A 22,122-nucleotide genomic window follows, 5' to 3' on the forward strand; every position below is an offset into this window, starting at 1 on the left:
GCCATGCCGCTGGAGGGCATCGATGTTCCGCCAAAGCTGAGCCGGTTACTGGGAAACGGGTTGAAATTTGGGTGACGGTGACATTTTTTGCCAGAGACTCTTGTTGATCGGCGGCTCTTCGACCTAGCAGGGCGCCCATGAATTTAGCCGCGACTCACACGACCAGCCGCACCATATTGGCCACGCCGCGTGCGATTTTTCGCACTTTGCTCGATCCGGAGACGATACCGTCGTGGCGGCCGCCGAGGGGAATGGCGGGGCGTATCGAGCAATTCGATCCTCGGCCCGGCGGCGCGTATCGTATGATATTCCAATATCCACATGATGATGCCGCGCGCGACAAATGCGCTTCCGGTGCGGTCATCATCGACGGCCAGTTTATCGAGATCCTCCCCGACGAGCGGCTCGTCGAAGTCGTGCGTTTCGACACCGATGATTGCCGGTTCCAGGGAGCCATCACCGTCACGACCATGCTCGAGCCGGTAAAGGATGGAACGAAGGTGACCTTGTCCGCACAGGACGTTCCACCGGGTCTCGGCGAAGCGGATCACCGCGCAGGCATGGACGCGATGCTCAAAAATCTCGCCAATTTTGTAGAATGAAGGTTCAGTCAAAAAGACACCCGTCCGGCCGAAACCGAACGGGTGTCAAGATGAAGAACTCGATCTTCGTTGCCGAGGGAAAGCTCCTCTGGGTCGCGCGGCTCAATTAGACGCGCAACTCGATCCGCGATTGGACGGAAACGCCAAAAGCTGCGGGGAGAAATATTCCGACGCAAGCGGGTGTGATTTGGGCGCCCCTGTCCAAGACTATTTTGCAGACTGTTGGGGTTCTATGGCAAATTCGCTCAATTCGAGCTTCTGACCGACCTGCTCGACGATGACGGGTGCGACAGCGAGCCCCAGTCGTTCCTTGACCCGCTCCTCGAGAATGAACAGCGGCCGTCCGATCTTCTCGCCGAGCGCGATCGGGTCAGTGGTCGTGTGCGTGCCGCCCGCCAGTAATATCCAGTCGATCGGCCGAGCCCTGGCGAGCGCCCAACTCAGATCGCGCGGATGGACCACCACCAGGCGCTGCGGCAGTGTGACATAGGCGAGGGGATTGAAGGTATAGCCCTTCGGGTAGAGGAGCTTGCCGTCGTGCAGGCGGATTTCGAAGTCGAGCGTGTGGAACGGAACGACCGTACGCTTGCGGTCAGTACGCGCGACCGCGAGGCTCGCCGATTGCATTGCACTCCACCCTTGTTGTGGACCGAACCGCTCAGCAATATTCGGTGGCTGCTGGGCTGCGCGCGCTTCGATCTCAGATAGGGCATCCGGTTCGGCAATCGGCCAGGTTCGGCCGATGGTCGCGGTCTCGCCGCGCGCCGTCGCTGCGACGAAGACGGATGTGATGATCAGACCCATCGTCGTGCCGAACTGCCAGGCGGCAAGGCCGATGCGGTGTGCGTCATGGCTCATGGCGTCTTTCCCGTTGAGGGCTGTGGACCGACGCGTCTGTCGCCAAGGATCGCTCCTGCGAGGGATCCGACCGTCAGCAGGCCAAGCACGACGATCAGCGGCCTCGGCGCTGGCATCTCTCGGGGCGCCGCGAGCAGGATCGCGGCCTGCACGACCCCGAACAAGAGTCCGGCCACGAGAAGCCGGATGACATGAGGAGACGGTGAACCGGAGAAGATGCCGTTCATGACCGCCGTCCTCGACGCAAGCGGATCATCAGGGCGCTGGTAACGCTCGATAGCCAGATAAGGAGCAGGCCGCTCGCGAAGCAGGCGACGCCAACCGTCACCGATGCCCTGGCCACGATCGTGACAGGCTGGTCGACGAGACGTCCGGCAACCAGCACGAGACCGGCCATCATCACCGATTCGATGCCCACGAGACGGAAGCGCCAACGGAACGCGCGCCGCTCGGCTTCGGTGGCAACGGCGGCTTCGAAGCCGGCTCGGTCGAGCGGGAACATTAAATCGAGATCCAGCCGATCGCGATCGGGTTCGATGGCACGCTGTTTCACGAGATTGGCTCCCTAATCGCAGGTGAGGGCGCCCGCTCGCCGAGAATGTCCCGGGGATCGACGCCAGCCAGTTCGCAGACGGCTTCGAGCGGTGAGCGACCGGCGCGGATCAGGGCTTCGAAGGCCGCCACCTCGCTCGGCGCGCTGGTGTTGATCCAATAGCTGAACGGATCGACGACAAGCCGCGCGATGCCGAGCCCGAGCGGCGAGTCGATGAATACCTCGCTATAATTGGGCTTGTTGTTGCGGACCGACTTGAGCAGGTCGAGGACGAACCCCGAATAATCGAGGATCTTGTTCTCGACCGCCCGGTCATAGGTCGAACCCTGGAGTAGAAAGCGCGTCGCGGCATTTTCCAGGATCACCTGCCCGGTGCCGCCGAACAGGGTGAGGTCGTTCATCGACTGGAGGACGATGCCGAAACTGCCCTGATATTTGCGGGCGCGCCGATAGCCCTGCGCGAACGCCTCGGCGAGGCGCGAGAGGTCCTGCCCGTCGCTCTTGGTCATGAACTGCGCGGCCTCGTCGCAGAGCACGAAGCGCGGGCGGTCACGCGCGGAGAGATAGAGTTCCTGCGTGACTGCGTTCACCACCACCATGACGATGACGTTGAACAGGTCGGGCATGGATTTCAGGCGTTCGAGTTCGAGCACGACAAACTCGTCGTTCGAGATGTCGAAGGTCGACGGCCCGTTGAAGAAATGACCATAGGCGCCGTCTGACCCGAAATCGCGCAGGTTGAACGCGAGTTCGCGTGCCACGGGCTTCAGATGGTCAACGCGATCGAGATCATGCGCGGCAAATTGCGGATAGGCGCCGAGCCATGCCCGGACCGAGTCGATGCCTTCGTCGGCATGGCCCTCATCGATTGTCCATTGGACAGCCGATTTCAGGAGGTTCCATTCCGATGTTGAGACACCCTTGCGGGTAGCGGCATTGGCCATCTCGGCGACGATCGCGACGGCCATGGCGATAGCGGACTGCTGGTCCTCGCCGTCGAGTGCGAGCCCGAGGTCGAACGGGTTGAGAACGAGCCGTTCCTCGCCGATGTCGATATAGCGGCCCGAACACAGCGTGCAGAGCTTCCTGTACGAGCCGCCGATATCGATGATGCGGATCAGGGCATTCTGGGCATAATATTGGCGGCAGAGATCATTGAGCAGGAAGCTCTTGCCCGCGCCGCTCTCGGCCGCGACGATGAAATTATAATTGTTGATGCGCGGGTCGAAGAGGTCGAGCGTGATGAGCTGCCCCTTGCGCCCGGCATAGAGGAGGGCAGGGCGCCCGCCGCCGCGAAAATCGGTCTGGATCGGCGCCATCAGCGCGGTCGCCTTCACCGGCATCTTGAAATCGCGCTCGAGCATCTTGATCGTGCGGCGTTCGGGATAAAGGCCGAAGGGCAGGCTCGCGGTGAGCAGGATGGGATTGAGGTAGGATTCTTCCTGCACCATCCAGGGCAGCGGTTCGCTCTCCCACAGTCGTTTCGCGCGCGCGGCCATCTCGCGGGCCTGGTGCTGGTCGCGGCCAAACACCCACACCATCGGCATTACCGTGACGAAGCGGCTGTTGCCCGCCTCGTCGAGCACCCAGCCGATCTCCTCGATCTGCTTGCCGACCTCGACGGCGAAGCTGCCCGCGGCTTTCTGCGCCGAGAGTATCTGCGCGCGCTTGTGGATCTCGAACTGCGAATGGTCGAAGAGGACATTCAGGCAATAGAGGAACGGACCGCCGATCTGGTCGCTATCCTCGGCGCTGCCGCGCATCCCGCCCATCAGGCGATTGGCGCGCTCGGCCGTTACCCGCCGCGCCGGTGCCTTGGGGGTCAGGCAGCGCGCAACCTGGTTGCCGAGGAAGACTTCTGGGCCTTCGAACATCAAGGAGGGGCCGGCATCGATGATTTGCTTGCGCAGCGGCGGAGCCGATTGGCGGGCGTCACCGCTTGCGAACACGCCGGGGGCCGGATCGAAGACGCCGTTGAAGATACGGCGGTAGAAGGCCATCATCTCGTGCGCCTCGATCCGGCGGATGCCGAGTTTGGCAAGCTGCTCCTCGATCTGGCGTTTGAGATCGCTGTGCATCGGCTGCCGCGTCTTCACGGCGAGAAAGGTCCGGAAATTGCGCACCGGGATGCCGTGCAGCGCGGCGAGGCCGCCCCGCCCTTCGTCGAGATAGGCGTGCGTCCGCCGCGCCGAGGCCTGGATCAGCGGATCGGGCCGGGTCTTGAGGTCGAGATAATGGTCGAGTGCCGGCGCGATCAGCGGATCGGCAAAGCTGATCAGCTGGAGAACGCTGTTTTCGGGGAACTGGATGTTGAACAGCCCGAGCAAAGCCTGGTGGACATGCGCGAACATATAGGCCGTCGGCGTCAGCTCCCACGCATAGCCCCAGCCATCGTCGATGCAGAGGAAAGCTTCCTCCTCCTCGACCCAGGTGACGAGCGGCAGATAGTTCGAATAGCGGTCGCGCGCGATGCTGCGATGGAGATCGGCGAAGGTGAGCCCGCCGCCCGTTCGGGTTCCGGGCGCCTTCACGGACGCGGCTCCGCGGATGGGGCAGGCTCTCGTCCCGGTATCTCGCGGACCTGTTCCAGCACCGGCGCGCGCGAAGCGGGTGATACCGGCGGAACGAGGTAGCCGCCGACAACCCAGGAGGGCGTGTCCAGCACCGAATAGACATAGCGGGGCATGTAGAGCCGATCGGGACGGTTGCGATCTGCATAGGGCAGGATCAGCGTGCGCACCGCCCGCGTGGGGCGCAGCATCGGGGTTTCCGGGGCTTCGATCAGCTCCTGAAGCTCGCGATAGACGCTGTCTCGATAGGTGCCATAGGCATCGGCGGAAGCGCTCTTTCCGCGCTTCGTGGCGGGCAGGGTGCGCTGACCATGCTGCCTGAGCAGTTTCTTGTCGTTCGTGACCGCGGGATCGGAACGCGATGCGACGCCTTGGGCGGCATCCTCATAGGCTTTCTCGGGATGGATGCATTGCCCGTGATCGTCGTTCTTGCAGCTGAACTTCTCACTGTAGGGCGACATCGCCGAACCCAGCGAGGCACAACCCGAGAACAGGAGCGAGCCCATACATAAGGCTGCTGCGCCTCCTCCGCGGAGACGCCGGCCGTTTCGAAGCAAATGGATCATCTCTTTCTCCGTGATAGTCGTGCACGGTCAAAATGCCTGCGCGTGGCGCAGGAAAGGGCGATTGGTTCAGCCCTTGAATCCAGGGGCATTGATGCAGGGATGGCTCTCGTGCCGGTGCCCGGACAAGGGCTGGGGCATGATCGTGCCGCTCGGAGGTAGGCATGTTCCGGCCCTGTTTGCGGCTGTTTCAGTACAATGGGTCGGGAAGACAGCACAAAGATTTGAGCCGTGTGGCGTAAGCCGTTCGGTCGAAGATCAATTCCTCGAAATATCCCTGTTCGCACTTGCAGCATGATCAGGAGATTCCCATATTCAGCATGCCTTTCAGGCATCCTCTCCCAAAACTTCAAAGGGCCAGCGCAAGCTGGCCCATTTTTTGGTTTCAGCACGATGATCGAGAGAGTCCGGCGGACGACTGAAACGGGGTCACCAGGCTATTGCGGCAAGACGCTCGCGCGCTCTTGCGGCCATGCTCGGGTCAATCTCGCAGCCCGTGTAGCGCCCCCGGTGGCCGCTGCCGCTTCGCCGGCTGCGGCCGAGCCGGCGAAGAAGTCGCCAACCAGACCGTCCGGTGGACAGGATGTCCGGATGAGAATTGCCAGCAGCGATACCGGTTTCTCCGTTGCATGAAGACCGCCTCGCACACTGTTCATTTCTATCACTGATTTTGCGATCCTTGTGCCGTCGTCACGATAGCCAGCTGCTCCGATTGCCCCGGTGTGCCGCGGCTTTGTTCGCTGCACCTGCAGCGTCTTGTTTCGCGTTGACGCCGGAACGCGCTGGACCTCGTTATAGACGCCACGCCAACGCGCAGCACGGCGATAATATTGCACGACGATTTCGTGAACTCGCTTGAAGTGATCGGCCGCAAACCCGGTACCGTTCGCCTTGCGCCAGATGATGTCCTGGGCGTAGCGTAGGCCTGCCGCCCCAAAACGGTCGGCGTCGGCGAGCAGGTAACGTAGCGACCCGAAAACCCAGAGCGACCCCGAGGGCTTGAGGCACGCGGCGGCAGCCACGCTGAGCCAATCGCCGACGCGCCTCCGTCCTACCGGAGGTTCGTAACGCCGTAAGGCGGGTCAGCGATAATCAGGTCATAGGGGCCATGTGTCGCCATGATCTCACGGCAATCGCTGCAATGAGCAGCGAGGCGCGGCGGCAAGTCAGAACTTGCTTCCGGCCATCGGTTTGATTTCGAGCGTGACGCCCTCCTGGATTACGACGATGACATCCTTCGCCGCGCCCACCTCGACGATGGGCCTGCCTGGCGCGCGAGATCGAGATAGAAGTCAGTGAGCCTGTCGGACGACTTCGACAGGCCGCCGGCGATTCCGGCCTTGGCCGCGTCGCCGGCGTCGAGCGTCCGCACCGAGCCGAGCGCGGATGTCGAGACGTCACCGATTGTATTCTCGACCGTCTGGTTGATGCCGCTGATCGTGCCGGCGATAAAAGCCCGTGCGAGGCTCGCGCCCGCGCGCGTCACCACCTAGGGGTTGTGGGGATTCATCGTGAGTTGATGATGGCGGCGGCGAGATAGATCATTGCGGAGAAGCTTTGGTCGGTTTTGCAGGCGCGCATGGCGATGCGCTTGAACTCTTTGAGTTTACAGAAGAAGTTTTCGACCAAGTGGCGCCATTTGTACATTTCGGCGTCGATCTTGAGCTTTTGGGCGCGGCCGGGATGCTGCGAGATGACGACCTTGGCCCCGCGCTAGTCGAGTTCCTCGACGATCCAATTGGCGTCATAGGCCTTGTCACCCAGCAGCGCGCCAAAGTCGATGCCCTCGATCAGCGGTGCAACGCCGATGGTGTCGAAGCGGTGTCCCGGCAGGAGTTCGAAGCGAACAAGGTTGCCCAAGGCATCGGTCAGCGCCAGAATCTTGGTGGTCATGCCGCCTTTTGAGCGACCGATGGCCTGGCTCTGAGTCCCCCTTTTGCGCCCTGGCCGTGCCGGTGAACCTTGACGATGGTGGCATCGACCATCGCGTATTCCATGTCGGGTTCCTCTGACAAGGCGTCGAAAATCCGCTTGAAAACATCGGCTTCGCGCCAATCTCTGAACCGACGAAAGGCCGTGCTCCAGTTGCCGAACAGCGCAGGCAGGTCGCGCCATGGACTGCCCGTGCGGACAATCCAAAGCACTGCCTCCACAAACAAACGGTTGTTCCTGCCGCTTCGACCTGGGTCCGTCGGCTTGCCCAGACAGTGCGGCTCAATCTTCGCCCACTGGGCGTCGGTCAGTACAAAGCGTTCCATCCGAAGTGTGAATCACATCTCCGGTCAAATGGGAATCCTAATTCCCCACAACCCCTAGCCGCTCAATCCCTTCTTGCCATCGGTGTCGACGAAAAAGCCTTTGATCAGTTGATCGACTGCCGAGCGTTCGTCGAAATCGACGCAGGAAAGCGATACCAGTTGGACCTCGACCCGCTCCTTGGCAAGGTCGGCGAGGACGCCCGCGCCGTGCCCTTCCTTAAGCGCTTCACTCTGTTCAACATCGCGCAATGCGAAGGCTGGCGCCCCGGCCTCGCTGCCGATGCGCTCGATCGTTCCGCGCCGTGCACGATCTGCCTCCTTCCGCCACAGTGGGGGCGGGCTCCCCCCCCTGTTGTGGCACACCTTCGTGGCCCAAACGGACAGCAAAGTCATGAGGCAAGCGCTTCAGCACGGCAGTTCAGGCGGCGGCTGCAAGATCGGCCTTGTCGGCTTCCGAGCGTGGAAGGCGCATCATGAGAAATAGGCTCCAAAGGCTGAGCAGCGCGCAAACGGCAAAAACGATGAGATAGGCCGAGGAACCGGGGAAGGTCGTGCCATCGGGGCGGGCGACCTGCGCGCTGGCCAAGCCGAGGGCTATAATCTGCAGTCCGACCGCCTTTCCGAAGGCTCGTACGACCTGCGTCAGTCCGGTGGCCTCGCTGGTCCGCTCCTCCGGAACCGCGTCCATGACGAGTTGCGGGGTCAACACCAGCAGCACCGATCCGCTCGGTACGATCAGCAGCACGATCATAATGACGCTCGGCCAGAAATAACCGGACAGCGTGGCGAGTCCCGCCCATCCGGCGATACTGGCTGCAGCGCTTATGATCATCAACGTTCGCACCGGAATGCGCTTTGTCAGCGCGCCGCTGCCGAGCGCGGCGACGCTCGCCAGGATATTGGCGGGGATCTTGACGATCGCGGCCATCGTCGCGGTGATGCCGAAACCGATCCCGGTCCAGGCCGGCTGCTGCAGGAATGGCAAATAGATCGCGGGCCCTAGCAGCGGGCCGAGCGAAATGGCAAGGATGTTGAGGTTCGCGAGCCGCACCTGTCTGCGGCCGAGCAGCCGGATGTCGATCAGCGGATTAGGGTGGCGCAATTCATACCACGCCCAGCCCGCCATCAACGCCAAACCTCCAACGATGAGGGCGATGGTCGAACCGGTCCAGCCGTCACTCGCACCCTCCACGAGGCCGAAAAGCATCATTGCGACAGCGGGCGCGAACAATATGCCGCCCACAATGTCGAGCCCGCTGCGGTCGGTCGAGGGCTCCGAGCGCGGGACCGCGAACAGCACGAAGATGATGGCGAAAATTGCCAGCCCTGCGCTGATGTGGAAGAGCCCCTGCCAATGCCAGTTGTCGACGACCACGCCGCCGATGATCACGCCGATACCGCCGCCCACAGTATAGGTTGCGCCGATGATGCTGACGCCCAGGCCTAGGTGCCTCTCGTCGACATTCTCGCGAAGGATACCGAAGCCGAGCGGCAGGATTGCCATCGATACGCCCTGGATCGCGCGCCCCGCGATGATCCAGTCGAGATCGGGATGCGTTGCGCTGAGCAGAGACCCGGAAAATGCGATCGCAAGCATCCACAGCATGACGCGCCGCCGACCGTACAAATCGCCCAGTCGGCCCGCTACCGCTGCGCTTGCTGCAGCCGTAAGGGTAAAGGCGGTGAGCAGCCATCCGACTGCGACGGGATCGCCATATTGTTCGTAAAGGCCGGAAATCGCTACGTAGATCATGCCCGATTCGAGTGAGCAGACAAGTTCAGCTGACACGAGGGCAGCGTACAGCCACCATACCCTCGTCGGTCGATCGGATAATGGCTTGGTCGTCATACTGTCTGCTCTCCGCCAGTTTGGCCCGCGTGCAATGTTATGCCGCGATCGATCGGGCACTTGCTAGGCGGTGGGCGTGCTGCGGGGCAATACGAATTGCGCGCCTAACCGGTGATAAGCCCTTAATGCGGTAGCGCACACGAACCCCAGATCATGGTGAGGGCTGGGCGAGCCCGGGTTCGCCGGCTCTCGAGCGGTGCAATTGGGAAGTTGCCAATCGTGAGAGTGTCCGCCAGAAATCACACGGATTACTGGACGCGCGCATCAACTGGGCATTTTACGATCACGGCCTCGAGATCTTGATATTCGGCAAGAATCTGGCCAACGAGCGCTATCTGCAGGTCGCCACCAATTTCGAAGCGTCGGGTTATAATATCGGCTTCCCGGTAACCCCCGGGTGTTCGACATCCAGCTACGCAAGAACTTCTGATGCTTCGGACAGGGAGGGATCCCGACGGGCGGCGCCATGGCGCCGCCGCAGCGGACTTTTCTCAAGAGCCTTCTTGGCGACCGCGCCGTTTGGCTGTCTCGGTGCCGAGAAAATATTCCAGTGTTTTCAGTGGGATAACCGAATTTGGATAGTCACTTGCAAATAACTGACGAATCGTTATTTATGATGCTGGATGACCGGAGTCCCCCTCACGGGAAGGTGTCAAGGACGTCAGCAGATTCGGAAGAGAGGATAATATGACCATGAATATGGAAGACATGATCATCGCGAGCGTTGACGATCACGTCATCGAACCGCCGACGATGTTTGATCAGCACCTGCCCAAGGAATTACGCAAGCTTGCCCCGCAATATGTGACCGACGAACTTGGCAATGCATCGTGGTACTGGGAGCATGAGGACAAGCGCACCTTTGCCGTCGGTCTCAATGCTGTGGTGGGCCGTCCCAAGGAAGAATATGGGATGGAGCCGATGAACATCGACCAGATGCGCAAGGGCGTCTGGGACGCCGAAGCGCATATCGACGACATGAACGCAATGGGTCAGATGACCGCGTTGATGTTTCCCACGTTCGCCGGGTTCGACGGCGGCTGGTTCTGGGATGCGAAAGACAAGAACAATTGCAAGCGCGTCATGAGCGCATATAACGATTGGCACATTGATGAATGGTGCGGTCCGTACAAGGGCCGCTATTTCCGCGGCGCTATCCTCCCGCTGTGGGATATGGAGGCCGCTATCGACGAGGCCCGGCGGGTGATCAAGAAGGGTGTCGAGACATTCTTCTTTCCTGCCAACCCGGCTGCGCGCAATCGCCTGCCCTCGGTTCATGACGAATATTTCGAGCCGCTCTGGAAGCTGTGCGACGAATATGCGATCCCGCTTTCCTGCCACATCGGTACCGGCGCTGCTCCGGAGGCAAATTCCGACCAATCGCCGATTTCGGCATGGATCACGTCGATGCCGATCGCGATCGCGACCGATGCAGCCGACCTGCTTCATCTCAATGCGCTTCAGCGCTATCCCAACCTGAAGATTGCCTTGTCCGAAGGGGGGATCGGCTGGGTGCCCTATATGCTCGAGCGCGCGGACTTCACGCACAAGCACCATGGCCCTTGGGTCCGCATGGACTTCGGCGGCAAGCTTCCGTCCGAGGTTTTCCGCGAGCATTTCCTGACCTGTTTCATCGACGACCGCTTCGGCTGCGACAATTATGAAGCGGTCGGCGAGGACATCATCTCCTACGAATGCGACTATCCGCATTCCGACTGTACCTGGCCCTTCGTTCCGGAGGACCTGTGGGACAATGTCAAGGATATGCCGACTCATGTGATCGACAAGGTCACCCATCAGAATGCCTATCGCTTCTATAACATGGACCCGGTGGCCGAGTTCGGCCGCGCCAACTGCACCGTCGGCGCCCTTCGCGCCAAGGCGATTCATGTCGACGTCGGCGCCGTATCGCTGGGCGGTAAGGATGCGCGCGAACATGGCGAAGACGGGCGCGCCATCACGTCGGGCCAGGTTGCCAAGACCTTCGTCCCGCGCACGGCCGGCGAAGTCAACGAAAGCCGCCGCAAGCGCAAGGGTCTGGTCTGATCAGAGCGGCGTTAGATACCGAAAAAAGCGGAAAGGCTCCCGGTTTGTACGGGGAGCCTTTTTGCGTTGCGATCGGATTTCCTGCTTCTCGCGGCACGACCCTCATGCGCCGAGGCGGTTCTGGAGGACTGATGCAGGCGATCGCTGCGATTGAGGCAGCTTTGGTAGATGCCGCCTCAATCGCGGCAATGCGGTAATTGCGCGGCTTCGTGCCGATGTGCAACTCGGAAGAAATGTAAAGGGAGAAGGGCAATGACAGGCCAGACCTCGCGGGTCGAGCCGGGGAGCGTCGCTTTCGTGACCGGTGCAAGTCAGGGTATTGGCGAGGCGATCGGCCGCCGTCTTGCGCGCGATGGCTGGCATGTCGTGCTGTCCGCAAGGCGCCGGGAAAAGCTCGACGCCGCCGTTTCCAGAATCGAGGAGGAGGGCGGCAGTGCCGAAGCCGTCGTGCTCGACATACGTGACGCCGATGCAATCCACGAAACCGTGTCGGATGTCGGGAAACGGCTCGGTCGGCTCGACGGCTTGGTCAACAACGCCGGGCGCTTCGCGGGACGCGATATCCTCAATACCTCCATCGAGGAGTTCCGCCTCAACTTCATCATGAACCTCGAGGCGCCCTTCCTGACGATGAAGGCTGCGCTGCCCTTCATGATCGAGCGCGGCAAGGGCGCGATCGTCAATATCGGCTCGGTGTCGGGCTTGCGGGCGACGGAGAATACCGCAGGCTACGGCTCCTCGAAGGCGGGTTTGTTCCACTTCGGCGCGATCGCTGCGATGGAGGTGGGCAAGCATGGCATCCGCGTGAATACGGTTACTCCCGGTAGTACCTGGTCGCCCAGTTTTGCCAAATCCGTCGATGGCAAGAGCGAGGAAGAGGTGGAGGCGATGCAGAAGTCGGGCACGATCCTTGGCAGGTTCGGCATGCCCGATGAGATCGGCGATGCGGTCGCCTTCCTCCTGTCGGACGAGGGCCGTTTCATCACGGGAGTCAATCTGCCGGTGGATGGCGGCGCCTTCTGGTTTCGCGGCGGCAATCGCATGATAGGCAAACGGGTCTGAGGAGGCTGAGACATGGCCGGAAAGTTCGAAGACGAGATGGAAATCCGTGCGCTCGCATCCGCCTATGCGGATGCGACAAATCGCCGCGACGCGGACGGCATGGCCGCGGTGATGGCACCCGACGGCCGGATCGAAAAGCCCGGCTATGGCGATCCGGTGCAGGGGCGCGAGAAGATCCTCAAACGCTATCGCCGACTCCAGCGCGAGCGAGACTTTCTCTGCCAGCAGATCCACAGCGGCGTCGTGCACGTCGCCGGCGACGTCGCCACCGCGCGCTGGTGGTTTTCGGAAACCAAGTTGGCTGTGGGCAGCGAGGACTGGCTGGCTATGATTGGTGTCTATCAGGACGAATGTGTGCGCCTTCCCGAAGGCTGGCGCTTCTCGCGAAGGGTGCAGACCACGATCATGGAGCGTGTGCTTCCCGGCGGCACGCAGGTGACCCGTCACGAACTGCCCGATTTCTTCGCGATCCCGGGGTTGCCCGAATTGTGAACCGGCAGTCCGCAAATCCGCCCGAATGGTTTGCCCGGGCCATGGCGCACCAGCCGGACAGGGGCCTTGTCACTGTCGCGGACGGCGACGTCGAATGGGCCGCATGGGGCGAGCGGGGGAAGTCAGGCCTTTTGCTGCTCATCGGCAACGGTGCGCATATTGGCTGGTATCGCCATATCGCGCCGATGCTTGCCGATGACTATCGCGTGGCCACGTTCAACTGGTCCGGCATGGGAGGTTCCGCTCGCCGAGAGCAATATTCGGTGGAGACGTTGATCGCTGAGGCGATGGCGGTGGCAGAGGCTGCCGGATTGTACGAGGCGGACCGGCCACCCTTCATGGCCGCGCACAGCTTCGGCGGCTTCATGGGTCTGCATATCCTGGTGCGCAACGGCGAACGCTTCGCGGGAGGGGTGCTCGTGGATTCTCGTCTCCGTGTCCGACAGGCCTGGGGGGACGACGCCGAGGAGGTGGGACCGTTCCACGTCCATGCCACGCGCGAACAGGCGATCGCGCGTTTTCGTCTCAAGCCGGAGCAGCCGGAGATCAATCCGTTCATCTTCGACATGCTCGCCGGGGAAGCGGTGGAGCAGGTCGCAACCGGATGGCGCTTCCGGCAGGATCCAGACATGCGCCGCAAGACGCCTGTGGGGAACGACCTCATGCCGCTGATCGCGCAGGCCAAGTGCCCGCTTGCCTTCATGCGCGGTTCCTGTTCGAAAAGTGTGATCGACGAAATCTGGGCCGAGCAAAAGTCGATGGCTGCCGACGGCACGCTTTTCGTCGAGATACCCGACGCGCATCATCACCTCATGCTCGACCAGCCCATAGCCTTCATCGCGGCGCTGCGCGCGATTCTGCAGGCGTTTCCGCGCACATGAAGCCGGTTGCACTACGGCTCGGTGAATGGATCACCGCTCTCGATTATGAGGCCATTCCGTCGGAGGTCGTCGCGCGCGCCAAGGATTGCCTGCTGGATCAGATTGGATGCCAGATAGCGGGCGTGGGTCTGCCTCATCTTGCTCCCGTGCTGCGCCACGTCCGATCGCTGGGCGGAAGGGCGGAGAGTTCGATCGTGCTCCGCGGCGACAGAACCACCGCCATCTATGCCGCTTATGCCAACGCATCGTGCGGGCACGGAATGGAGTTCGACGATAGTCACGTCATTTGCGGGCATCCCGGCGCCGTCGTGATCCCGGCCAGCCTTGCAATCGCGGAACGCGACGGACTTTCGGGCAAGGATCTCCTGACGGGCATCGTTGCGGGCTACCAGGCGATGGCCCTGGGCGGCGGACAGGTGCACAAGGCGGCGCGCAGGCGGGGTTGGCATCCGATGAAATTCCAGGGCCCGTTCGGAGCGGCGGGTGCGGTGGCAAGGCTGCTACGACTGGATGCACTCCGCATCATGAACGCGCTCGCGATCGCCGGATCGGAAGCATCAGGCACGATGGAATATGACCAGTCGGGCGGCGAGGTGAAACGAGTCCATGCGGGATCCGCCAGTCGGTCGGGTGCCCAGGCGGCGCTGCTCGCGGCAGAGGGGCTGACCGGCCCCGCGACGATCTTCGAGGGCAAGCGCGGCATCTTCAACGTGTTCGCAGACGAACTGGACGGCGATCCGGAAGCATTGTGGAATCGCGACTTCCATTTGCGTGACACCATGTTCAAGCTCTCGCCCGCCGTCTTCACGCTGCATGGCGCGATACAGGCAGCCCAGGCGATCCGAGACGCGCGTTCCCTCGATCCCGCGCGCATCAAATCGGTCGAGGCGGAGGTGTCCGAGCTCACCATGCTGCACGGGGCGGGGATCGTGCACCCTGCCGACATGATTAGCGCGCAGTTTTCTCTCGCCTTCGCGGTCAGCTGTGTGCTCGTCCGGGGGCGTGCGACGCTCGAAGATTTCGCCGATGCGTCGGCATGGTGCGATCCCGCCATTTCCGCGCTGTCGGACCGCATCTCCGTCGTTCGCCGCGACACGTCGGGCGGGTCGGAGCTTGGCGGGAAGGTCACGGTCGTCCTCGACGACGGAACCCGCCTTTCGGAGGATCGGCCCGTCCCGCGCGGCCATCATGACAATCCGGCGTCGAGCGCCGACATTACCGAGAAATTCCGTACCCTCATGCGAGGACGCATCACCGATGATCGCGCAGAAAGGATCGCGCAATGCGTCGCCACCCTTGAAACGCAGCGAAGCTGCGTGGCACTCGCCGAACTGATCGGCGCACCGACCTAGGGAAGATAGACTTTGATCGCCGTGCTTCGTGATTGGACGCGGGTGCGCAGCTCGTCCAGAATGGCGTACATGACAGAAAACACTAAAGAAACGCTCGCTCAACGCATCGAGGCCGTGCTCAAGCTCGATCCCGCCGCGACGGCCGTCGAATATCAGGGCCACTCGATCAGTTGGTCCGAGCTGGAAGTCGCCGCGGCCGAGGTGGAACGCCTCTTGGACGAAGCGGGCGTGGAGCGCGAGGCGCCGGTCGGCTGGGCAGCACGCAACCGGCCCGCGGCCGTCGCGTCCTTCATCGCGCTGGTACGCGGCGGACGCATGGTGGCGCCGCTGCGCCCCGCCTACAATGTGGCCAGTTTCCGCGACGATATCAGTGCGCAGGGCCTGAAGGCGGTAGTCGGCGACCCCGACGACTGGGCTGGCGAGGGGGTGATCAAAGCGGCGACGGCGGCTGGCAGCGTCGGCATCGAGGTGTCGCATTATCCCTTCAGGGTAAGACTGGTGCCGGGACTGGAAAAGCCTGGGGCAGGAGCGCATCGTGCGCCGATGTCCGATTATGTTCTGGAACGTCTGACCAGCGGTACGACCGGCGCGCCCAAGCGCATCCCCGTGAAGCAGGACATTCTGATGCCGTCGCTCAATGCGGGCGACCCGAAGAAATCGGATGACGGAGGGGTGCTGGCACTGAAGACATCGCCCGCACTTCTGTTCAAGCCCTTCAGCCATGCGGGCGGATTGTTCGGCCTGTTGCTCGCGCTTTACCAGGCCCGCCCCATCGTGCTGTTCGAAAAGTTCAACGTTCCCGAATGGGTCGATGCCGTGGCGCAGTACAAGCCGAAGGCGGCGAGCCTCGTGCCAGCCATGATACGCATGGTGCTCGACGCCGATGTTGCCCCTGAAAAGCTCGAAAGCCTGATCGCGATCCGGTCTGGTACCGCGCCGCTTGAGACCGACGTGCAGGAGCGCTTTGAAGAGCGTTTCGACTGCGCGATACTCGTGGATTATGGCGCGGCGGAATTCATCGGCGGCTTGGCCGGCTGGACATTGAAGGATCATCGCGAGTTCGCGAAGGAAAAGCGCGGCAGCGTGGGGCGCGCGAAGCGCGACGTGAGCATTCGTGTCGTTGACCAGGAAAGCTTCGAACCCTGCCCGGCGAACGAGACGGGAATCGTCGAGGTCAAGTCCGACCGTTATGGTCCGGACTGGATACGGACCAATGATCTGGCGTTCATCGACGCCGACGGGTTCATCTTCCTAGCTGGACGCGCCGATGATGCGATCAACCGCGGAGGCTTCAAGATTCTTCCGGAGGAAGTGGCGCAGGTTCTGCGCAGGCATCCCGGCATCAACGATGCCGCCGTCATCGGCGTGAAGGACGACCGCCTCGGCCAGGTGCCGATCGCTGCGATCGAACTATCCGACGGACATCGAGAGGCCCCGGACAAACAGGAGCTGGACGCGTTCCTCAAGGAGACGCTACCCTCCTATATGGTGCCCGTCGAATATCGCGTTGTGGCCGAGTTGCCGCGCACCATCTCGATGAAGGTCAGCCGTCCGGAACTGAAGTCGCTGCTCGGTATCTGACGACAATGTCGGACAGGGGCGGTGCCGAGGACAGGAATTGGCGCCATGAGCAGCCGGCACGGGAGATAGCCGTGGAGGAGCGACGCGGACTGTTTTCGCGCAACAGGTTGATCCCCATCGTCATCGCCAGCGCCCTGTTCATGGACCTCATGGATACGGCCTCGTTGGCGCTTGCGCTGCCGACCATTGCTCGGGACTTCGGTATTCCGACCCCGGATTTGAGGATCGCGCTAACGATCTACGCCATGACGGTCGCGGTGCTGGTCCCCGCGTCCGCGTGGATGGCGGGGCGCTTCGGCGCACGGCGCGTGTTCGTTTGTGCCATGTGCGTGTTCGTCGCGGGATCGCTGATGTGCGGGCTTTCGCAAAACCTCGAGCAGATGGTGGCTGCGCGTGTGCTTCAGGGCGCCGGGGGAGCGATGATGACGCCGGTCGGGCGCGCCATCATGGTGGGAGCGATCGATCGCTCGGCCATGGTGCGAGCAATGGCCTGGTACACGATGCCCGCCATTCTAGCGCCCATGCTCGGTCCTCCCGTGGCCGGAGCATTGATCGAGACGGCGAGTTGGCGCTGGATTTTCTTCATCAACCTCCCGGTAGGCATTCTCGGCATCATCGCCGTGCTGCGCTTCGTGCCGAACGTCGATCGCGAGCCCAGGCGTCGTTTCGACATCGCCGGGTTCCTGTTGTGCGCGGGAAGCATATTTGCGGTGCTGGGCGTACTCGAAAGCGGGCTCTTGGCAGGGCAAACGCTTCCGGTCCGCATCTCGGGTTCGTTCGGCGCTGTCGCGCTGGTGGCTCTCTACATACGTCAAGCTCTCCGGTCGCCACACCCATTGGTCGACCTGCGGGTCTTGCGGCACAAGACTCTCAAGCTCAACCTGGCGTCGGGCGGGCTGCAGCGCGTCGGTATCGGGGCGATCACGATCATGCTTCCGATGCAGCTTCAGGTCGCGCTCGGCTTCTCGCCGCTCGCTGCGAGTCAGGTGCCGGCAGCAGGCGCGATCGGCTCGCTCATTTCCCGTTTTGCCTGTCCGCTCGCGCTGCGCGCGACCGGTTTTCGTCCGATGATGGTCACGAGCGCGCTTGTGCTGGGCGGATTGACGCTGGTGCCCATCGGATTCCGGTCCGACACACCGTTGCTCGCGATGTCCGCCTTCATGATCTGCTTCGCGCTGATCCGGGCCTCCTTCTTCATGTCCGGAAACGCATTGACCTATGCCGATGTCGAGGGGCCGGAAATCGGCCACGCTTCGGTCCTGTTCTCGATCGCACAGCAAGTGACGCTCGGGCTGGGTTATACCGTTGGCGCCGGCCTCGTCGCCGGTGCCGGCGGAGCGGCCTCGCTCGGCTCCTATGGCGTCGCCTATTCGGCGATCGCGGGTATTTCGATCGTTTCCGCGATCATCGTGATGCGGCTTCCCCCCGATGTCGGCGACGAGATGCGCAAGGAGGCCTCGGCCTGACCCTTCGAAATACAGATGATCACACTTTCTGACCCAGGAGAAACAAATGTCCGAACTGATCAAGCTCGAGAAGGAGGGGCCGATCGCGATCCTGACCCTCAGCCGTCCCGATACGATGAATGCCCTCGGCGAGGAGGGCGATGGTGAGTCGGTGGCCCGGACCTGCTCGGTGCTTGCAGCCGACCGCAACATCCGCGCCGCGATCTTAACGGGCGAGGGCAGGGCGTTTTCTGCCGGGGGCAATCTCAAGGCGATGCTAGCGGGCGAAGGCAATTTTGCGGGGAATCCGGCGATGGTGCGCGAAGGCTATCGCGGCAATATCCACATGGCCCTGCGCGCGCTTCACGCGCTCGATGTCCCGCTGATCGCAGCGGTGAACGGGCCCGCCATCGGGCTTGGCTGCGACATTGCCTGCCTCGCCGACATCCGTATCGCGTCGACCGCTGCGGCTTTTGGCGTGACCTTTCTGAAGGTCGGGCTGGTTCCGGGCGATGGTGGCACATGGATTCTGCCGCGGATTATCGGCATGAGCCGTGCCGCCGAACTATTCTACACCGGCGAGGTCATAAAGCCCGCGCAGGCGATGGAATGGGGTCTCGTCTCGCGGGTGGTCGATCCCGGCGCGCTCATGACAGAGGCCTGCGCGCTGGCGATGAAAATTGCGGCACAGCCACCCTATCATCTTCGCGCCACCAAGGCGATGCTGCGCCAGGGGCAATCGACGACCTATGACACCGCCTTGGAGATTGCGGCCTCGACCCAGGGGCTGATGCATCACACATTAGATCACAAGGAAGGGGCGCGCTCGGTTCTCGATAAGCGGCCGGCGAATTTTACCGGCGAATGACCTCGCGCTGCGGCGATCGAGGATACTCTGATCCGGTGGGCACCGCGGCCTGCGTTTTCCGGCGGGCGATCAGACCGGCGGGATCATGCGATATCCGCCGCTGGCCTCGATCCATTGCCCGGTCACCCAGTCCGCCTCGGGCGACGCGAGGTAACAGGCGAGGCTGGCAACGTCCTCGGGACTGCCAAGCCTCTTCATCGCGGTCAATTCGGTGACCCTCGCCGCGAATTCTGGAACGGAGAGCATATGGGCCGTATTGTCCGTGCGCGTGTAGCCGGGCGAGACGACGTTGGCGGTAATGCCATGCTGGCCGAGTTCTACCGCCAGTGACCGGGTCATGGCGAGGAGGGCGGCCTTCGACATACCGTAAGCGCCGTTCAGCGCACCGGGGCGATCGGCCGCCCCCGACCCGATCGTGACGATGCGGCCGCCTTCGCGCATCCGCTTTGCCCCCTCCGCCGATACGAACAGAGCAGCCTTGGCGTTGATCGCCATCACCCGGTCATAAGCATGTTCGAAGATTTCGGTCAACGGGGCGGCGGAGGTGACACCGGCATTGTTGATCAGCACATCAAGCTGATTGTCGCCAAGCAATTGCTCGCTGGTGGCGTCCCAGGCTTGCCACATGGCTTCGATTTCGGAGGTCTTTTCTAGGTCTGCCTGGATCGTGAAGGCGATGCCGTTGTTGTTCGCGATCTCGCTTGCGACTTCCTCGGCATCGTGGCTGCGGGTGCGGTACACGATGCCCACGGCCGCGCCCTCTTTTCCGAGCCGACTTGCAATGGCAGCTCCGATGCCGCGGCCGCCGCCGGTCACAAGCGCACGTTTTCCCGCGAAGCGGCCCGGAATGATGGCAGGGGAAATATCGTTCATCCAGAGTCTCCGATCTTGCGCATCGGTCTAGCGCGTCGGAACCGGATTGAGCCCATACGCACCCATCGCGATCCGGCCTCGTATCACCGAAATGCCGAGCCGACATGAGCGCGCTGCCGTTCGGGCGACGTCGGCAGGACTACAGGCGGCCGCCGTCGACCCTGAGATTCGCCCCGGTGGTGAAAGCGGAGAAATTGCTGGCGTAATAGAGAACTGCGGTTACGATCTCGCGCGGGTCGGCCACACGGCCCATGGCGGCGCGTTTGCGTACCTTTTCAGGGTCGGCCCAATGGCGTGCGATGTCGGTTGCGAAGGCTCCTGGCGCTATGACGTTCACCCGCACGCCGCGATCCGCATATTCCATGGCGATTCCCACGCTAGCGGCGTTCAACGCAGCCTTCGCTCCGCCATAGGCGGAGACCGAAGGTTGCGGGCGTATAGCCGAGAGGCTCGAGATATTGATGATGCTACCGCCTCCGGCACTGGCCATTCGCTCTGCGATGAGCGCTGTCAACCGGAAGGGGCCCTTGAAATTGACATCGACGACCTTGTCGAACAATTCCTCCCCGACATCGGCGGAGCAGGGGGATGCAGGCGACATGCCCGCATTGTTGACCAGCACATCGACGCGTCCGAACTCGACGTAGACGGCGTCAATCATGGCGGCGATATCGTCCCACTTCCCGACATGGCAGGCAATCGGCAGCGCACGGCGACCCATCTCGCGGATCAGCCGCGCCACTTCTTCGCAAGCCTCGATCTTCCGGCTGGCGACAACTACATCGGCGCCCGCCCGGGCGAAGGCGAGGCTGATGGCGCGGCCCATGCCGCGGCTCCCGCCGGTTACCAGCGCGACCTTGCCGCTCATGTCGAAGAGTTCGGCAGGCGTCGGCAAGTCATCCGCAGCCCGTGCGGCAAAACCATTGTCGTCGGTGTAGATCGATGTGCTCACGCCAATTCCTCCTCGCTTAACTCGAGGAAGCGCCGCAGCTTTTCTACGGCTGCCGCCTTTCGGCCGGGAATATGCTCGCTCGGGAAAAGGCCGTCGACCGGTCGTACATTCTTCAGCAGCCGTTTCGCGAGCTTCACCTCGTGGATTTCGGTGGGACCATCGACCAGTCCCTGTGCTGCCGCCTTGATCCAATATTGTCCTAGTGGCAGTTCGTTTGAGATGCCGAGCGAGCCGTGCAGTTGGATCGCACGTCCGATGATGTCGCGCAGGATTTTGGGGCTCATGATCTTGGCGCTGCCGATACCGATCTGGCCGCCTTCCTTGTCGCCCTGATCGATCGTCCAGGCGGCGTGCAGGATCAGTAGGCGGAATTGCAGCAACTCCACATAGGTGTTGGCAATATATTGCATGGTGGATTGCTTGTGTCCCAGCAGCGTGCCTTGCGTATGGCGGCTGACCGCGCGTTCCTTCATCATCTCATACGCCTTGGTCGCAGCACCGAGTGTGCGCATCGCATGATGGATCCGTCCGCCGCCGAGGCGCACCTGCGAAACCTCGAAAGCCCTTCCTTCCTCGCCGAGCATGTTTTCAGCCGGAACGCGGACATTGTCGTAATGGATGAAGGCGTGCGCGCCGTCTTCCGGACTTTCTCCGACCAATCCGGTGTTGCGCACGATATTGAAACCCGGCGTCCCTTGTGGCACGAGGAACATCGAGAAGCGGTCTGACACGGGCGCCGTGGGATCGGTCACCGCCATGACGATCGTGAAGGACGCCCAGCGCGCCTGCGAGCTATACCATTTATAGCCGTTGATGAGCCAGTCGTTGCCGTCCCTGATCGCGGTGGTTTCGAATACGCGCGGATCCGACCCGCCCTGTGGTTCGGTCATCGAATAGCAGGATGTGATGTCCCCTTGAAGCAGCGGCCGTAGATACTTGGCTTTCTGATCCTCGCTTCCGAAGTGGGCGAGGATTTCGGCATTGCCGCTGTCGGGCGCCTGGCAGCCGAAAACGCGCGGCCCCCAATTCGTGCCGCCAAGGATCTCGTTCATCAGGGCAAGCTTGACCTGGCCATAGCCCTGGCCGCCAAGATCTGGCGTGAGGTGACAGGCCCAAAGACCCTTTTCCTTCACTTGCTGCTGGAGCGGGCGGACGGCAGCCATCGCGCGCTTATCGGTGACATTATGGTGGTGCCCCGGCTGGTCGAACACGAGGTCGAGCGGCTCGACCTCATTGATGACGAACTGCTTCATCCAGTCGAGTTTCGCCTGAAATTCCGGTTCGGTCGAAAAATCCCACATCCTCGGGAGCCTTTCT

General features: G+C 62.3%; 19 protein-coding genes and 3 pseudogenes. 10 read left to right on the plus strand and 12 right to left on the minus strand.

Annotation, left to right across the window (positions count from 1 at the left end; translation table 11 throughout):
• The first annotated feature begins 137 nt into the window (after positions 1 to 137).
• Complete coding sequence (locus FHR21_RS13600; RefSeq protein WP_184099194.1) at positions 138 to 602, plus strand: SRPBCC domain-containing protein; 465 nt, start codon at positions 138 to 140, stop codon at positions 600 to 602.
• A gap of 207 nt (positions 603 to 809) precedes the next feature.
• On the opposite strand, the gene FHR21_RS13605 is transcribed toward FHR21_RS13600, so the two are convergent.
• From FHR21_RS13605 to FHR21_RS13640, 8 genes and pseudogenes are all read right to left on the minus strand, one after another.
• Entirely contained in the window at positions 810 to 1,460 is a 651-nt protein-coding gene (locus FHR21_RS13605; protein WP_420825290.1) for a conjugal transfer protein TraW, read from the minus strand.
• The gene (locus FHR21_RS13610; RefSeq protein ID WP_184099196.1) at positions 1,457 to 1,687 is read right to left on the minus strand and encodes a hypothetical protein; all 231 of its coding nucleotides are present in this window, start codon (positions 1,685 to 1,687) and stop codon (positions 1,457 to 1,459) included. The genes FHR21_RS13605 and FHR21_RS13610 overlap by 4 nt, the downstream gene beginning before the upstream one ends.
• Positions 1,684 to 2,013, minus strand: coding sequence for a hypothetical protein (locus tag FHR21_RS13615; RefSeq protein ID WP_338113157.1), 330 nt, complete (start codon positions 2,011 to 2,013; stop codon positions 1,684 to 1,686). The genes FHR21_RS13610 and FHR21_RS13615 overlap by 4 nt, the downstream gene beginning before the upstream one ends.
• Positions 2,010 to 4,544, minus strand: a complete 2,535-nt coding sequence (locus FHR21_RS13620) for a TraC family protein (protein ID WP_184099198.1) — start codon at positions 4,542 to 4,544, stop codon at positions 2,010 to 2,012. Before FHR21_RS13620 ends, FHR21_RS13615 begins: the two co-directional genes overlap by 4 nt.
• On the minus strand, positions 4,541 to 5,089 hold the full coding sequence (locus tag FHR21_RS13625; RefSeq protein ID WP_246427225.1) for a TraV family lipoprotein: 549 nt from the start codon (positions 5,087 to 5,089) through the stop codon (positions 4,541 to 4,543). The genes FHR21_RS13620 and FHR21_RS13625 overlap by 4 nt, the downstream gene beginning before the upstream one ends.
• Positions 5,090 to 5,583: 494 nt before the next feature.
• Positions 5,584 to 6,168 carry a DNA methyltransferase gene (locus FHR21_RS13630; RefSeq protein WP_221235173.1) on the minus strand — a complete coding sequence of 195 codons (585 nt, stop codon included), beginning with the start codon at positions 6,166 to 6,168 and terminating at the stop codon, positions 5,584 to 5,586.
• A gap of 144 nt (positions 6,169 to 6,312) precedes the next feature.
• A pseudogene (locus FHR21_RS13635) lies at positions 6,313 to 6,635 on the minus strand (TrbI/VirB10 family protein); the annotation flags it as partial.
• A 17-nt stretch (positions 6,636 to 6,652) separates the two neighbouring features.
• Positions 6,653 to 7,404: pseudogene (locus FHR21_RS13640) on the minus strand (IS5 family transposase).
• 189 nt (positions 7,405 to 7,593) lie between these two features.
• On the opposite strand from FHR21_RS13640, the pseudogene FHR21_RS20895 reads away from it, so the two are divergent.
• Positions 7,594 to 7,686: pseudogene (locus tag FHR21_RS20895) on the plus strand (antirestriction protein ArdC); the annotation flags it as partial.
• 136 nt (positions 7,687 to 7,822) lie between these two features.
• Here FHR21_RS20895 and FHR21_RS13650 read toward each other — a convergent pair.
• Positions 7,823 to 9,253, minus strand: coding sequence for an MFS transporter (locus FHR21_RS13650; protein WP_184099202.1), 1,431 nt, complete (start codon positions 9,251 to 9,253; stop codon positions 7,823 to 7,825).
• Positions 9,254 to 9,940: 687 nt separating this feature from the next.
• On the opposite strand from FHR21_RS13650, the gene FHR21_RS13655 reads away from it, so the two are divergent.
• The 8 genes from FHR21_RS13655 (at position 9,941) to FHR21_RS13690 (ending at position 18,980) form a co-directional block, all read left to right on the plus strand.
• Positions 9,941 to 11,299, plus strand: a complete 1,359-nt coding sequence (locus tag FHR21_RS13655; protein WP_221235174.1) for an amidohydrolase family protein — start codon at positions 9,941 to 9,943, stop codon at positions 11,297 to 11,299.
• A gap of 168 nt (positions 11,300 to 11,467) precedes the next feature.
• Positions 11,468 to 12,361, plus strand: a complete 894-nt coding sequence (locus tag FHR21_RS13660) for an SDR family NAD(P)-dependent oxidoreductase (protein WP_221235175.1) — start codon at positions 11,468 to 11,470, stop codon at positions 12,359 to 12,361.
• A gap of 12 nt (positions 12,362 to 12,373) precedes the next feature.
• Positions 12,374 to 12,853, plus strand: coding sequence for a nuclear transport factor 2 family protein (locus FHR21_RS13665; RefSeq protein ID WP_184099206.1), 480 nt, complete (start codon positions 12,374 to 12,376; stop codon positions 12,851 to 12,853).
• Positions 12,854 to 12,894: 41 nt separating this feature from the next.
• Positions 12,895 to 13,734: an alpha/beta fold hydrolase gene (locus FHR21_RS13670; protein WP_184099208.1), complete on the plus strand. Its 840-nt coding sequence runs from the start codon at positions 12,895 to 12,897 to the stop codon at positions 13,732 to 13,734.
• The gene (locus FHR21_RS13675) at positions 13,731 to 15,086 is read left to right on the plus strand and encodes an MmgE/PrpD family protein (RefSeq protein WP_184099210.1); all 1,356 of its coding nucleotides are present in this window, start codon (positions 13,731 to 13,733) and stop codon (positions 15,084 to 15,086) included. Before FHR21_RS13670 ends, FHR21_RS13675 begins: the two co-directional genes overlap by 4 nt.
• A gap of 21 nt (positions 15,087 to 15,107) precedes the next feature.
• Positions 15,108 to 16,667 carry a class I adenylate-forming enzyme family protein gene (locus FHR21_RS13680; RefSeq protein ID WP_338113163.1) on the plus strand — a complete coding sequence of 520 codons (1,560 nt, stop codon included), beginning with the start codon at positions 15,108 to 15,110 and terminating at the stop codon, positions 16,665 to 16,667.
• 71 nt (positions 16,668 to 16,738) lie between these two features.
• A complete protein-coding gene (locus FHR21_RS13685; RefSeq protein WP_184099215.1) occupies positions 16,739 to 18,133 on the plus strand; it encodes an MFS transporter in 1,395 nt (464 codons plus the stop codon).
• Positions 18,134 to 18,179: 46 nt separating this feature from the next.
• Complete coding sequence (locus tag FHR21_RS13690; protein ID WP_184099217.1) at positions 18,180 to 18,980, plus strand: crotonase/enoyl-CoA hydratase family protein; 801 nt, start codon at positions 18,180 to 18,182, stop codon at positions 18,978 to 18,980.
• Positions 18,981 to 19,049: 69 nt separating this feature from the next.
• Here FHR21_RS13690 and FHR21_RS13695 read toward each other — a convergent pair whose 3' ends face one another.
• From FHR21_RS13695 to FHR21_RS13705, 3 genes are all read right to left on the minus strand, one after another.
• Positions 19,050 to 19,853 (minus strand): SDR family NAD(P)-dependent oxidoreductase, encoded by an 804-nt coding sequence (locus FHR21_RS13695; protein ID WP_184099219.1) that lies wholly within the window; start codon positions 19,851 to 19,853, stop codon positions 19,050 to 19,052.
• Positions 19,854 to 19,992: 139 nt separating this feature from the next.
• The gene (locus FHR21_RS13700) at positions 19,993 to 20,805 is read right to left on the minus strand and encodes an SDR family NAD(P)-dependent oxidoreductase (RefSeq protein WP_338113158.1); all 813 of its coding nucleotides are present in this window, start codon (positions 20,803 to 20,805) and stop codon (positions 19,993 to 19,995) included.
• Entirely contained in the window at positions 20,802 to 22,106 is a 1,305-nt protein-coding gene (locus FHR21_RS13705) for an acyl-CoA dehydrogenase family protein (RefSeq protein WP_184099221.1), read from the minus strand. Before FHR21_RS13705 ends, FHR21_RS13700 begins: the two co-directional genes overlap by 4 nt.
• Between the last annotated feature and the right edge of the window lie 16 nt (positions 22,107 to 22,122).

This window comes from Sphingopyxis panaciterrulae (assembly GCF_014199295.1).
GTDB classification, from domain to species: domain Bacteria; phylum Pseudomonadota; class Alphaproteobacteria; order Sphingomonadales; family Sphingomonadaceae; genus Sphingopyxis; species Sphingopyxis panaciterrulae.